Source organism: Streptomyces platensis (assembly GCF_008704855.1).
Taxonomy (GTDB): Bacteria; Actinomycetota; Actinomycetes; order Streptomycetales; family Streptomycetaceae; genus Streptomyces; species Streptomyces platensis.
Genome location: NZ_CP023691.1, coordinates 4,557,132 through 4,570,719 on the forward strand (window position 1 = coordinate 4,557,132; position 13,588 = coordinate 4,570,719).

Below are 13,588 nucleotides of genomic sequence, written 5' to 3' on the forward strand. Positions count from 1 at the left end.
ATACCGCCACCCCCCACCCCGTTCTGGCCCCGAGGGGGCGTTCCCCTCCCCTACGGCATCCGTTCGACCCCTCCCTAGGGCCCGCTTGCCCCGCCGCCCGCCCAGGCCTCAGGGGGCACCCCTCCTGACCGGAGGTCCCAGGCGCCAGGCCCCCGGACCCCGGACCCCAGGGCGTCTACCCCTCCAGCAGCGGCTGCCCGACGTAGCCGCCCGGCTCCGCGGCCGGCGGCACCGCGAACAGTCCGCTCGCCTCGTGCCGCAGGAACGGCGACAGCGCGTCCCCGCGGTCCAGCTTCCGCTGGACCTGGGTGAAGGCGCGCAGCGGATCGGCCTGCCAGCAGATGAAGAGCAGCCCGGCGTCCGGGGCGCCGTCCTCCCGGAACCCGTCGTGGAAGGAGAACGGGCGGCGCAGCATGGCCGCGCCCTGGTTCGACTCCGGCGCCGCGATCCGCGCATGCGCGTTGGCCGGGATGACCGGCAGCCCGTCCGGGCGGTTCGCGTCCAGCCGCATCGGGGTGGACTCGGAACCGCCGGTCAGCGGCGCCCCGTTGTCCTTGCGGCGCCCGATGACCTTCTCCTGATCGTGCCGGGAACGCTTCTCCCAGTCGTCCAGCAGCATCCGGATCCGGCGTACGACGGCGTACGAGCCGCCGCGCATCCACGCCTGCTCGGCGTCCCGACCCACGAAGATCCGCTCATCGAAGTCCCGGTCCGACGGCTTGGGGTTGTTGGTGCCGTCGATCTGGCCCATCAGATTGCGGGTGGTCATCGGGTGCGCGGTGGCCCCCGGCGTGCGGTGGAAGCCGTTCATCTGCCAGCGCAGCCGCGCCCGGCCGGCCGCGTCCTTCTGGAGCGCGCGCAGCGCGTGGAAGGCGACCAGCGCGTCATCGGCGCCGATCTGGATCCACAGATCGCCGTTGCTGCGGGCGGGGTCCAGGGCGTCGGCGGAGAAGTCGGGCAGCGGGTCGAGCTCGACGGGGCGCCGCTTCGTCAGGCCCGTACGGCCGAAGAAGCTGTGGCCGAAGCCGAAGGTGACGGTCAGCGAGGACGGGCCCGCGTCGAGGGCGACCCCCGTGTCGGCGTCCGGGGCCCGGCCGGCCATCAGCTCCTCGGCCGTCCGCGACCAGCGGCGCAGCAGTGCGGCGGCGGCCTTGCGGTCGGTGCCCGGTGCCAGGTCGAAGGCGACGAGATGGCCCTTGGCCTGCAACGGGGTGGTGATCCCCGCCTGGTGCCCGCCGCCCGCCGGCCGGAACGGCACCCGGGTCGAGCCGACGGTGGTCAGGGCCGCGGGGGCGTCATCCTGTGCCGCCGAGACCCCGGCGGCGCCCCCGGCCCCGCCGACGACCAGCCCGGCCGCGCCCGCCGCGCCGACGGTGCCGAGCAGCCGGCGGCGGGAGAGCTCCTTGGCGGGCGACCCGTCCGTCTCCGGTGCCGGGGCGGTGGCCGGGGCGGGGACACGCCCGCCGCGCGCCTTGGCGGACCCGGCGCCGGAGTCCGTGCCGGGGGTCTTCCGGCCGGTGGCCTGCGGCGCGTCGGTCTGCTTCGCCGCCGCCTGCTGCGACGTGGCCTGCTGCGCGGCGGACGGCTTGCGGGCGGACTGCTTACGGGGGGTCTGCTTGCTCATGAGCCGATCTTCACGTTCTTGATCTCGGTCACCTGGTCGATGTCAGAGGTGCGGACGACCAGCGACAGCCGCCACTTCCCGGGGACCGGCAGCTGGATCCCGCCGGCGCGCCACTGGCCCTTGCCGGTGTGCCGGGTGGTGACCGACAGCGGGCCGAGCTTCTTGGCCTTCTGCGTGAAGGAGACCTTCACCTCGGGGACGTCCCTGACCTTGCCTGAGGGGTCGGTGATCCGCAGCTGAAGCGTATTGGCGCGGCCGCTGCTGCCGGGGGCGAGGCGGACGCGCGCGGTGCCCTTGCCGTCCGGGCCACCGGTGTCGAACGGGATGGTCAGCGTCTGCGGCCGCCCGGCCTCGGCGGACTGCCCGCCCGAGGTGGCCTTGACCGCCGCTTCGGTACGGGCCGGCTCGGTGGCCGTCAGCACCGTGGTGACCACGAGCACGACGACCGCGACCGCCGCCTCGGCCAGCACGGACCGGCGCAGCCCCAGCCGCTCGGGGTCGGCGTCACGCTGCCGCTTGGTCCGGGCCGTACGCACCGCGGCCTGCTGCCGGGCGAGTTGGGCGGCGCGGGCGGGGTCGGGGGCGTCGTCGCCGGCCGACGGGCCGTCGTCGGCAGCGGGGGTGTCGTGGGGGGCCGATGTGCCGTGGTCGGAGGTGGGGGTGGAACCGCTCTTCGGAGCCGGTCCGCTCTTCGGAGCCGGGCGCGCGATGGCAGCGGCGGCTGTGGTGGCCGTGGTGGCAGCGGTGGCCGAGGCCCCGACGGTCGCCTTCTCCGCTTCCCGCTCTTCCTCCTCTTCCTCCTCTTCCTGCTCCTCCTCCGCTTCCCGCTCTTCCTGCCCGGCAGCCTTCGCGGCGTCCTGCTCCGTTTCCCGCCTGGCTTCCTGTTCGGCGTCCTTCGCCGCCCGGAGTTCCGCCGCCGCTACCTCTCCCGCCGGTGCCTCCGCCAGCCGCGCCGTCCACTGTCGTGACAGCCAGGCGATCCCGACGAGCACCACGACCAGCGCCACCTTGATCAGCAGCAGCCGCCCGTAGGCGGTGTCGGTCAGTGCGCGCCAGGTGCCGACCTGTCGCCAGGACTGGTAGAGGCCGGTGGCCACCAGCACCACTACGGAGCCGAACGCGATCCGGGAGAAGCGGCGGACGGCGGCCCGTTCGACGGGCGGGCCCCAGTACAGGGACACCACCAGCGCCGCCAGCCCGCCGAGCCAGGCCGCGACCGCCAGCAGATGCAGCACATCGACCGGCATCGCCACGGCGGGCTGAAGCCCGGTCGAGGCGTGTTCGGCCATCGCCCAGGTCGCGGCGAGCCCGGTGGCGACGATCACGCCGCCGAAGCCGAGACCGAAGGTGAGGTCCTTGCGCCGCCTGGCCTCCTCGGCGGTATCCGCCGCGCCGGCCTCCTCGGCCGCATCCTCCGCATCCGCCGCACCGCGCTCGTCAGCCTCCCCTCGCTGACCGCGCTCAGCCACCTCCCCCGGCTCCCCCGTCTCCTCCGGCTCGTCCGCCTCCGCCGGCTGATGCGCCCGCGCAAACGCCCCGAAGAGCACCGCCACGAACAGCGCCGCGGCGGCGAGCAGCAGCAGCCGGGAGACCAGCGCCGCGCCCGGCTTGGTGAGCAGGACCTGCTGGAGGCCGCCGAGGTCGAAGACATCGGCGAGATCACCGGAGCCCGTGTACGGGGTGCGCAGCAGCAGCATCACGACGGTGGTGCCGGTCAGCAGCGCCCAGCCGTACACCACCAGCCGCTGTACGGACCGTACGAGGGCCGCGGCGGGACGGCAGGCCACCACGAAGGCGGCGCCGCCGGCCAGCAGCACGAACCCGGCGTAGGCCAGATAGCGGGCGATGCCGTAGAGCGCGCCCACCAGGCCGCCGCCGGCTTCCTGTTGGGGAACCGGGGCGCTGGTCTTGGAGGGCGCGCCGACGGAGAAGGTGAAGGCACCGGACACCGGGTGGCTGTCGGCGGAGACCGCCTGCCAGGCGACGGTGTACGTACCGTCGCGCAGCCCGGACGGCAGCCCCGCGCCGTATTTGACGACGCGGTCGCTGCTCAGATTCCGCAGCTTCCCGTCGTCCACCCGCTTGCCCTGCGGGTCCAGCACCCGGATCGAGTCGTCGCCCATCGCGACGCCCTCGGAGAAGGTGAGCGTCACCTGCTCGGGGGCGCGGTCCGCCACCGAGCCCTGCGCGGGGGTGCTGCCGGTCAGCGCGGCATGCGCCGAGGCCGGTGCGGCACCGCCGAGCCCGCCGAGCAGCGCGCCGGCCAGCGCGAGCGCGACGACCAGCAGGCGCAGCACGGCGGACCGTCGCGGCCGAAGCCCGGTGGTGACCATAGTGATCGCTCCCCTTACTCCCGTTGTCGCGGCCGGCCGGTGCGGTGCTCCCGGCCGCGGCTGGTTTCTCCGGACCTGTGTGTTCTCCGACTAGTGGCTGGCTAGTGGTTGGCTGGTGGTTCGGTCAGTGCTTCGGCTGGTAGTCGGCGGCCTTGACCGGGACGGCCACCCGGATCGGATCGGCGTGGGCGAAGTGCAGCCGGATGGTGACGACGTCGTCCTTGGTCGGCTTGCTCTTCAGCCCCATGAACATCAGGTGGTTGCCGCCGTGGCCGAGCTGGAGGGTGCCGTTGGCCGGGATGGGCAGGGATTCGACCCGCTCCATCTTGGTGCCCACGGTTTTGTGGATCGAGATGTCCTTGGCCAGGTTGCTGGTGACCGAGGTGAGCTTGTCGGCGGTGTCGCCGTTGTTCTTGACGGTGAAGTACGCGCCGGCCATCTGCTGGCTGACCGGCTGCGGCATGTACGCGTCGGCGACTTCGAGCTTCGGGGCGCTGTCCCCGCCGCAGCCCGCCAGCGCGAGGCCGGTCGTGAGGGTGAGGGCGGCGGCGAGGGTGCTGCGGCGGTTCACGGGTTCTGCCCCTTGGTGATCTTCGGAAGTGCCTTGGTGTAGTTGTCGGAGGTGGCGTCCTGCATCCCCATCCAGTGGATCTTGTCGTCCTTGGGGGAGGTCAGCAGCACCTGCGCGCCATGGGTGGAGACGACATCGCCGTTCTTCTTCTTGACCGGCTTCTCGATCCCGATGTTCGCGCTGCGGGCACCGGCCTGGATGGTGTCGAACGTGCCGGTCAGCCCGATGAAGTCCTTGTTGATGCCGCCGAGCCACTTCTTGAGGGCGGCCGGGGTGTCGCGCTCCGGGTCGGAGGTGACGAAGACGACCCGCAGGTCCTTCTGTTCGGCCTTGGGCAGCTGCTTCACCGCGACCGCGATGTTGGCCATCGTCAGCGGGCAGACGTCCGGGCAGTTGGTGTAGCCGAAGTAGATCAGGGTCGGGTGGCCCTTGGTCTTCTCCAGCAGGTCGTACTTGGCGCCGTGGGTGTCGGTCAGCACCAGGTCCGGCTTCGCGATCGGGCTGTCGAGCGTGACGATCGGCTTGGCGGAGGTGCCTCCGGACACCTCCGCGGCGGGCTTGCCGTCGTCCCCGCCGCAGGCGGTCAGGCTGAGGGCCGCGGCCGCCGTGAGGGCGGACGCGAGCAGGGTCGTTCTACGCATTGCAGATAAATCCCGTGAGTTGTGTCCCGGGTGTCCGGGAAGGGGCGTCGGGCCGGCGCGCGTCGGGCGCCGGCCCGTCGGTGCTCAGGCGCTGCGGCGCCGGCCGGCGAACACTCCGAAGCCGACTCCGATGATGCCGACGACGATGCCGATGGCACCCAGGACGCGGGCGGTGGTGTCGCCGGCGGGGGCGGTGGCCGCGGCGTTCTTGAGGTGGTCCTTGCCGCCGCTCTTGTCGTCCGCGCCGGCGGCGCCGTGGCCGTCTTCCTCGGCCGCGGTGAGCTTGAGGACCGGTGCCGGGTTCTCCGGCTCCGGGGCGCCCTCCTTCGTCGGCTCGATCCAGCGCACGACCTCCTTGTCGTCGTACGTCTGGAGGGCCTTGAAGACGACCTGGTCGGCGTCCTCGGGCAGCATGCCGACGGAGACCGGGAACTGCTGGAACTGACCGGGCTCGACGCCCTTGTCCTCCGCGGTCCAGGTGATCTTCGAGGGAGCCTCGTTGATCTTCTCGCCGTGCATCTCGAGCGGCTTGGCCAGCTTGGACTTCTTGACGTCCACCTTCCAGCCGGGCACCGGCTGCGGCATGACCGACGCCAGCGGGTGGTCGGTCGGCAGCGTGACCTCCAGCTTCACCGTCGACGCGTCGTCCCGCTCATTGGGCACCTTGAAGTTGACGGTCGCATAGCCGCCCTTGGGGGCGGCGCCCGCGGGCTGCACGCTGACGTGGGCGAAAGCCGGGGCTGCGAGCAGCACCACACTGCCGGCCGCGGCGGCGCCCACGAGCGGCAGCCGCCGGGCGAGCCGCCGGGTGCGCGACACGTCCGACTGCTGCTGCGGCATCTGCGTCATCTTCGAGATCTTCGACATCGGGAAACACTCCACAGGAAGGAGAAAGGTGGTGGTGACGGTGTAGCCGGCGCGCTGCGGTGACGGCGCGCGAGCCCGTACCCCGTCCTGTGGGAGCGTGCTTCGCGCGAAGTCAGGCCGCGAGGGCCAGGGTGGGTGGCCCTCGCCTGACGACACTGTGGTGGAGTGCGAGGTCCTTCGGGCCGGGTTTGTCATCCCCGTACGAAACGGGGGCGCGCCGCGCCTCGTCGTGCGCCGCTCCGAGCCCCGTGAGCAGGGCGCGGACCAGCACGAGCGCCCTGTGCACCGCACCGGCCAGCGTCCGTACGGTCATCTCGTACGCCGCCGGGGCCGACAGCCGCACCAGCCGCCACAGCGCGGCCTCGCCCCGCCGCAGCAGCCAGCCGACGGCGAGCGCCGCCAGCAGATGTCCGAGCAGCATGGGCAGCGACGGCAGCAGACCGTGCACGACCGGGTCGGCGGTGGCCGTGGCCCCGGCCGTCCCGTGCCCCGCCGGTGTGGTCACTCCGGCGGCGGAGGCCGTGTCGAAGCCACCCGAGCCGAGCGCCCGGCGCGCCTGCGCACCGTCCAGCCGGCCCGTGCCGAGCCCGCAGGTCAGATGCCGGGCCAGGCTGATCGCGTCCTGGTCCGAGAGTCCGCCGACACCGGATCCGCTCCGGGCCACGGTGGGCGTCGGCTGCTGCCCCCAGGCGAACAGCGCGTGCAGGGCGAGCTGGCCCAGAGCGAGCGTGACAGCGATCCCCGGCAGGGTGCGTTCCCGCCCGGCCAGCGTCGCCGCGACCGCGAACACCGCGACGGCGGCGACGCCCAGCGTCCACAGCGGGACGGTGGCGCACGAGGCGAGGATGTGCCCGCCCGCGGACAGCGCGACGCAGACCGCGGTGAAAACCGCGGCCCTCAACAGCCGGAGATCGGCGGCTGCGCGCGCTGTGGAGGCGGGCGGTGGAGTCATGGCCGCGCCATCATCCCACTGGTCTCGCGGATCTCCGACGGCAGGTCGGAGTCAAGGGGCGCCCCGCGGGGCGTCCGAGGAGGCAGCCAGGGCGCGTGACGGCGCACGGGCAGCGCGGCACCTACACCGATGCGCTCACTCTTCGCATCCGCCGAATGAGCGGTATCACGTCCCGGACATGCTTACGGACCTTGCGGCGCGGCAATAGGTATCGATATGTCGAGCCGCGGCCAGGAGGCTGGAGCGATGAGCATCTGGTGGTCACTCCATTTGCGGCGCGAGGCTGCGAGCGTGCCGCTGGCCCGTCGCCTGCTGCTGGGCACGATGGAGACCGCGGGCGTGGACCCGGACATCTGTTACGACCTGTCGGTGGCCCTCTCCGAAGCCTGCGCGAACGCCGTGGAGCACGGGGGCGACACCACCGAGGACTACCGCGTCACCGCCTTCATCGACGGCGACACCTGCCGCATCGAAGTCACCGACTCGGGCCCCGGCTTCCACCCCCGCGCCGCACCCCCCGCGCCGCCCCATACGGCCACGGACCGCCCCCTCCCCCCGGCGGCCCCCGTGCCCACCCCCGCGCAGGCTCCCGAGTTTGCCGAGGACGGCCGGGGGCTCTTTCTGATCGAGGCCCTCACCGATCACGTCCGCTACCGCAACCGCGCGGGCCGCCCCGGCGCGGTGGTCAGCTTCGACAAGATCCTCAAGTGGCGGGAGGGCGCGGCGCTCCCGATGGCGTCGTGATCACCGGCCCTGATGACCGGACGTGATCACCGCCCCTGGTCTCCGACCCTGACCGCGATCCCATCGAGCACGCAGTCGAGCCCCGTCTCGAACTGCCAGGCCGCGTCGTCCTTGCGCCTGGCCCCGAGGGCGTAGCGCCGGTAGGTCGGGTAGCGGCCGGTTTCCATCAGGTAGGTCATCTGCGGGGCGAGTGCGCGGCGCGACTCGTCGCCGCTGGCCCAGCCGTTGTCCTCCATGTACTGGCGCAGCGCCACCTCGGACTGCGTCGCGCCGTGCACATAGGCGTTGACCGCGCGGAAGGCGGCCATCATCGTGTCGGTGTCCATGCCGTGGCCGTCGAGCGCGGCCAGCTGGCGTTCCGCGGCCGCCATCCGGTTCGGTGTCAGGACGAAGTGCGGTGCGGGCAGTTGGGCCAGCCAGGGGTGCCGCAGCATCATGGCGCGGCTGCCCAGCGCGTAGCCGCGCAGGACGTCACGCCAGCCGGTCACCTCGTCGGGGACGGTGAGTTCGGTCATGACCTGGTCGACCATCAGCGCCCACAGGTCGTCCTTGCCCGCGACATGGCGGTAGGCGGCCATCGGGGCGACGCCCAGCTCGGTGGCGAGGCGGCGCATCGTGACGGCGGCGAAGCCCTCGGCGTCGGCCACCCGCACGGCCACGGCGGCGATCTTCTGCGGCGTCAGTGCGGCGCGGGGAGCCGCGGTGGGGCGCTCCAGGCGCTCCCACAGTACGGGCGCCTCCGCACCGCTGCTCTTCTTCCGGGCTGCCATGCGTGAGCTCCTCTCCGGCCGACTGTTCGTGTACAGCGTATCCCCAGTAGACGGCGTACACACCGACGTGTACGTTGTACGCGTCTGGATACGTCGTACACATCAGGGGGTTCCATGAGCAAGCAGCAGCTCCGCGTCGCGGTGGTCGTCGGCAGCACCCGGGACGGCCGCTTCGCGCCCGTCGTCACCCAATGGATCAAGGGCCACCTCGACCAGCGCGATGACATGGGTGTCGACGTCGTCGACCTGGGTGAGACCCCGCTGCCCACCGTCTTCCCGGCGTTCGGGCAGCCGCCGGCGCCCGGCACCGGGGAGGCCCTCGCCGCGGTCTCACCGCGCCTGGCGGCGGCCGACGCCTTCGTGTTCGTCACGCCGGAGTACAACCACAGCTTCCCGGCGTCCCTGAAGAACGCCATCGACTGGCACAACGAGCAGTGGCACGCCAAGCCGGTCGGCTTCGTCTCCTACGGCGGCATCTCGGGCGGCCTGCGCGCGGTCGAGCAACTCCGGCTGGTCATGGCCGAGTTGCACGCGACAACTATCCGCAACACGGTCAGCCTGCAGCACGCCTGGGGCCTGTTCGACGAGGAGCACACGATGAAGGACCCGGAGTGCGACGCCGCGGCCAAGGCGATGCTGGACCAGCTCGCCTGGTGGGCCCAGGCGCTTCGGGATGCCAGGACCGTCCGTCCGTACGCCGCCTGACGCCCCGCCGAAAGCCTGGGAGAAGTCATGAATCAGCGGACGGAAGCAGCCGTGACCGGGGCCGCGGAGCCCGGTATCCACCACCCGCCGGACCCGGCGCCGCCCTCGCGTCTCGCCATCCTGGGGCTGCTGCTCGGCATCATCCTGGCGACCCTCGACGGCACGGTCGTCGGCACCGCACTGCCGGTCATCGTCGGTGACCTGGGCGGCATCAGCCACCTCTCCTGGGTGGTGACGGCCTACCTGCTCACCACCGCCGTCGCCACCCCGATCTGGGGCAAGCTCGGCGACCTCTACGGCCGCAAGGGCAGCTATCTGGCCTCGATCGCGCTCTTCCTCGTCAGCTCGGTGCTCTGCGGCCTCGCCCAGGACATGGGGCAGTTGATCGCGTTCCGCGCGCTTCAAGGGCTCGGCGCCGGCGGCCTCTTCGTGGGCGCGCTCGCCCTGCTCGGGACGCTCCTGCCGCCCGCGCAGGCGGGGCGCTCGCAGTCGATGATCGGAGTGCTGCTGCCGATGGCCATGATCGGTGGCCCGCTGCTCGGCGGCTTCCTCACCGACCAGCTGGACTGGCGCTGGGTCTTCTACGTCAACGTGCCCGTCGGCGCCGCCGCACTCCTGATCGTCGGGCACCGCATCCGGCTGCCCGCCGTGCGCACCAGGGCCCGCATCGACTACAGGGGCGCCGCACTCCTGACCACCGGCATCCTGGCGCTCACCCTGATCGGGACCCTGGGCGGCACGGCGTACGGCTGGGCCTCACCGCAGATCGCGGGGCTCGCCGCGCTCTCGGTGGCCGCACTCGGCTGGTTCGTCCGTGTGGAGCGGCGGGCGCCCGAACCCCTCATCCCGCCGCGGCTGTTCCGCGACCGCAACTTCACCCTCGCCCAGGTGCTGAGCTTCCTGGTGGGCGCGGCGATGCTGGCCGCGGCGAGCTATCTGCCGCAGTACATGCAGTTCGTACGGGGCGTGTCGTCGACGGAGAGCGGGCTGCTGCTGCTCCCGCTGATGCTCGGCATGATGGGCGCGCAGCTGTTCATCGGGCGGGCGGTCGGCAACGGCGGCGGGTACCGCGGGTACCCGCTCGCGGGCGGCGCGGTCGCCACGGCGGGTGCCCTGGCTCTGCTCATGGTCGGCGCGGACACGCCCACGGCCGTGACCTCCGCGCTGACGCTCGTCCTCGGTGTGGGCCTCGGCTGCCTGATGCAGCCCTCGATGCTCCTCACGATGAACAGCGCGGAACCCCGCGACATGGGCGCGGCCAGCGGCACCACCACGCTCCTGCGCACCATCGGCGGCTCGCTCGGTGTCGCGGTGCTCGGCTCCGTCTACACCAGCCGCATGACCGCCACCCTCACGGACCGGCTCGGCCGGACCGGCGAACGCCTCGCCGGCGGCCGCGACCTGACGCCCGCGGTGCTGCGCGCCCTGCCCGAGCCGGTACGGGACGCCGTCCGGGCCGGGGTCACCGGCGGCCTGCACGGCGTCATGCTCGGCACCGCCGCGCTGTGCGCCGTCACCTTCGCGGCCGCCTGCCTGATCCGCGAGGTACCGCTGCGGACGACTTCGGGGGCGGCGGCGGACCAGTGACATGGTGCGCAGGACAGGCCTCAGGACGGGTCCACGAAGTCCCCTCGCCCGCTTGGCGGTCGGGGCGCGTGAGTACCGGGACGTGATGTGTCAAACTGGGCGAACGTCGGCAGTGGGGTAACTGGCCGGAAATCACCTATCGGGGACGATGGGCAGCGCGGTCTCGCGGTGGGAGGACCTCCCCCGCGGCGTCCCCTGTCCCTGCGAGACCAGCGCGCACCATCATTAACGCGAAGTTGCTCGCGTTAACTCGTCTTGGACAATACTTGGCGTGAACCCGCACTGCAATACGGAGCCGCCGTGACGACAGCGCGCCAATCCCCGGGCGAGGCCCGGCCCGGGGGGCGGACGGCCCGTACCCGCCAGGCCGTACTGGCCGCCGTTTTCCAGGAGTTGGACGAGGGCGGCTTCGCCGGGCTGACCATGGAGAAGGTCGCGCAGCGCTCCGGGATTCATGTGGCGACGCTCTATCGCCGCTGGCGCTGCATCGAGGGCCTGGTGTGCGAGCTGCTGACCGAGCTGAGCTCCGATGTGCCGCTGCCGGACACCGGCAGCCTGCCCGAGGACTTGCGGGCGCTGGCCCGGTCGGTGGCCGCCTTCTTCGGTGAGGTGCGGATGAGGGCGCTGATCGAGGCTGTGGTCTCCGCCGCGGCGCGCGACCCGCAGGCGGCGGCCGTGCTGCGGTCCTTCTTCGGCGAACGGCTGACGCTGGCCGGCCAGATGGTGCGGCGGGCCGTCGACCGCGGCGAACTGCCCGCGGACACCGACCCGGAGGAAGTGATGTCGGCGCTCGGCGCGCCGTTCTACTACCGGATCCTGATCGCCCGCCGGCCCGTCGACCGGCGCCTCGCCGAGTCCGCCGCCACCGCTGTCTGGGCGGCGGCCCGCGCGGGCGCCTACGGGACGAAGGGCGGCTGCGACGTCGCCGGCGACACGTCCCCCGGTGGCGACGCCGCCGACGGCACGGCCCCCGGCGCGGGCGTCCCGTCCAACGACACGTCCCCCGGCGGCAGTTGATGCCACCGGGGGACGCAGGCGTACGCGCTCCGCGCTGCTACTTGCCGCCGCCGATCAGCCCGGCCATCCAGGCCTCGACCTCGTCCGACCGCCGCGGCAGGCCGGCCGACAGGTTCCGGTTGCCGTCGGCCGTCACGAGGAGGTCGTCCTCGATGCGGACACCGATGCCCCGGTACTCCTCGGGCACCGTCAGATCGTCCGCCTGGAAGTACAGTCCGGGCTCGACGGTCAGCACCATGCCGGGCTCCAGCGTGCCGTTGACATAGTGCTCGGTGCGGGCCGCGGCACAGTCGTGGACGTCGAGGCCGAGCATGTGGCCGGTGCCGTGCAGGGTCCAGCGGCGCTGGAGGCCCAGCTCCAGCACCCGCTCGACCGGGCCCTCGACCAGGCCCCACTCGACCAGCTTCTCGGCGAGCACCCGCTGCGCCGCGTCGTGGAAGTCGCGGTAGGCCGCGCCCGGCTTGACCGCCGCGATGCCCGCCTCCTGGGCCTCGTACACCGCGTCGTAGATCTTGCGCTGGAGGTCGGTGTAGCGGCCGTTGATCGGCAGGGTGCGGGTGACGTCCGCGGTGTACAGGGTGTGGGTCTCCACACCGGCGTCCAGCAGGAGCAGTTCGCCGGAGCGGACCGCGCCGTCGTTGCGGACCCAGTGCAGGGTGGTGGCGTGCGGGCCGGCGGCGCAGATCGAGCCGTAGCCGATGTCGTTGCCCTCGACGCGGGCGCGGAGGAAGAACGTTCCCTCGATGTAGCGCTCGCTGGTCGCCTCGGCCTTGTCCAGGACCTTCACGACGTCCTCGAAGCCGCGCACCGTCGAGTCGACGGCCTTCTGGAGCTCGCCGATCTCGAACTCGTCCTTCACCGCGCGCGCTTCGGAGAGGTAGACGCGCAGCTCCTCGTCCCGCTCGGCGGTGACCTTGTCGGTCAGCGCGGCCTCGATACCGGCGTCATGGCCGCGCACCACACGGACCGGGCCGGTGGCCTCCTTGAGCGCGTCGGCCAGCTCGCGGACGTCCTTGCAGGGGACGCCGAGCAGCGCCTCGGCCTCCTGGAGGCTGTGGCGGCGGCCGACCCACAGCTCGCCCATGCCGTTGAGCCAGAACTCGCCGTTCTCACGGTTGGAGCGGGGCAGCCGGTAGAGCGTCGCCTCGTGCGCGTCGCCCGTCGGCTCCAGGACCAGGACGCTGTCGTCGGTCTGGTCGCCGGTGAGGTAGACGTACTCCGTCGAGGCGCGGAACTGGTACTCGGTGTCGTTGGAGCGGGTCTTCAGATTGCCCGCCGGGATCACCAGCCGCTCACCGGGGAAGCGCGCGGACAGCGCGGCCCGGCGCCGGGCGGCGTTCGGGGCCTGCTCGATCGGCTCCAGACCGTGCAGCTCGGTGTCGGCCCAGCCGCTCTTCATGTTCTCCGCGAGCTCGTCCGAGACGCCCGGGTAAAGGCCGTTCTTGCGCTGCTTGATCGGCTGCTCGTCCTCGTCCGGGGTCTCCGGAGTGAGCTCGTCGGTCACCATGCCTCCTTGAAAAGACTGAACCGCATTCCATCGTATGTGCGGATCGAAAACGGTCCAGGGGCAGGAAGGTGTGACCTCTCCGGCACTCCGGCCATAGGAGGCATGGCGCCCGGCGCGGGCGTGAACGGGCGCGCGGGCGGTAGGTCCGCCGCCCTGGGGGGGCGTGCTCAGGGCCGGCCCCGCGACCAGGGCCGGGGGCCGCGGTCCGGCCCCGAGCCGCCGGACCGGGGCGAGGGCGTGTCTTTCGGATCACCCCGGGGCCGCGACGTC

The 13,588-nt window shown here is 72.5% G+C and carries 12 protein-coding genes; 4 read left to right on the top strand and 8 right to left on the bottom strand.

The window, feature by feature from the left end:
• Positions 1-175: 175 nt before the first annotated feature.
• The 6 genes from efeB to CP981_RS20180 form a co-directional block, all read right to left on the bottom strand.
• Positions 176-1,624 carry an iron uptake transporter deferrochelatase/peroxidase subunit gene (gene efeB / locus CP981_RS20155; protein WP_085924611.1) on the bottom strand — a complete coding sequence of 483 codons (1,449 nt, stop codon included), beginning with the start codon at positions 1,622-1,624 and terminating at the stop codon, positions 176-178.
• Positions 1,621-3,957, bottom strand: a complete 2,337-nt coding sequence (locus CP981_RS20160; RefSeq protein WP_085924612.1) for a copper resistance CopC/CopD family protein — start codon at positions 3,955-3,957, stop codon at positions 1,621-1,623. Before CP981_RS20160 ends, efeB begins: the two co-directional genes overlap by 4 nt.
• 124 nt (positions 3,958-4,081) lie before the next feature.
• Positions 4,082-4,528 carry a copper chaperone PCu(A)C gene (locus CP981_RS20165; protein ID WP_085924613.1) on the bottom strand — a complete coding sequence of 149 codons (447 nt, stop codon included), beginning with the start codon at positions 4,526-4,528 and terminating at the stop codon, positions 4,082-4,084.
• Positions 4,525-5,169 carry an SCO family protein gene (locus tag CP981_RS20170; RefSeq protein ID WP_085924614.1) on the bottom strand — a complete coding sequence of 215 codons (645 nt, stop codon included), beginning with the start codon at positions 5,167-5,169 and terminating at the stop codon, positions 4,525-4,527. Before CP981_RS20170 ends, CP981_RS20165 begins: the two co-directional genes overlap by 4 nt.
• An 84-nt stretch (positions 5,170-5,253) precedes the next feature.
• Complete coding sequence (locus CP981_RS20175) at positions 5,254-6,036, bottom strand: YcnI family copper-binding membrane protein (protein ID WP_208852958.1); 783 nt, start codon at positions 6,034-6,036, stop codon at positions 5,254-5,256.
• Positions 6,037-6,148: 112 nt separating this feature from the next.
• The gene (locus CP981_RS20180; protein ID WP_085924615.1) at positions 6,149-6,988 is read right to left on the bottom strand and encodes a hypothetical protein; all 840 of its coding nucleotides are present in this window, start codon (positions 6,986-6,988) and stop codon (positions 6,149-6,151) included.
• Between the two features lie 246 nt (positions 6,989-7,234).
• On the opposite strand from CP981_RS20180, the gene CP981_RS20185 reads away from it, so the two are divergent.
• Positions 7,235-7,732 (top strand): ATP-binding protein, encoded by a 498-nt coding sequence (locus CP981_RS20185; RefSeq protein WP_085924616.1) that lies wholly within the window; start codon positions 7,235-7,237, stop codon positions 7,730-7,732.
• A gap of 26 nt (positions 7,733-7,758) precedes the next feature.
• Here the strand turns inward: CP981_RS20185 and CP981_RS20190 are convergent, their stop codons facing one another.
• Positions 7,759-8,502 carry a TetR/AcrR family transcriptional regulator gene (locus CP981_RS20190; protein ID WP_085924617.1) on the bottom strand — a complete coding sequence of 248 codons (744 nt, stop codon included), beginning with the start codon at positions 8,500-8,502 and terminating at the stop codon, positions 7,759-7,761.
• Positions 8,503-8,616: 114 nt separating this feature from the next.
• Between CP981_RS20190 and CP981_RS20195 the strand changes: the two genes are divergently transcribed.
• The 3 genes from CP981_RS20195 to CP981_RS20205 all read left to right on the top strand — a co-directional run bounded on the left by CP981_RS20195 (position 8,617) and on the right by CP981_RS20205 (position 11,811).
• Positions 8,617-9,207, top strand: coding sequence for an NADPH-dependent FMN reductase (locus tag CP981_RS20195; protein WP_085924618.1), 591 nt, complete (start codon positions 8,617-8,619; stop codon positions 9,205-9,207).
• A 27-nt stretch (positions 9,208-9,234) separates the two neighbouring features.
• On the top strand, positions 9,235-10,794 hold the full coding sequence (locus tag CP981_RS20200) for a DHA2 family efflux MFS transporter permease subunit (RefSeq protein ID WP_085924619.1): 1,560 nt from the start codon (positions 9,235-9,237) through the stop codon (positions 10,792-10,794).
• 300 nt (positions 10,795-11,094) lie between these two features.
• A complete protein-coding gene (locus CP981_RS20205) occupies positions 11,095-11,811 on the top strand; it encodes a TetR/AcrR family transcriptional regulator (RefSeq protein ID WP_085924620.1) in 717 nt (238 codons plus the stop codon).
• 37 nt (positions 11,812-11,848) lie between these two features.
• On the opposite strand, the gene CP981_RS20210 is transcribed toward CP981_RS20205, so the two are convergent.
• Complete coding sequence (locus CP981_RS20210) at positions 11,849-13,315, bottom strand: aminopeptidase P family protein (protein ID WP_085924684.1); 1,467 nt, start codon at positions 13,313-13,315, stop codon at positions 11,849-11,851.
• Between the last annotated feature and the right edge of the window lie 273 nt (positions 13,316-13,588).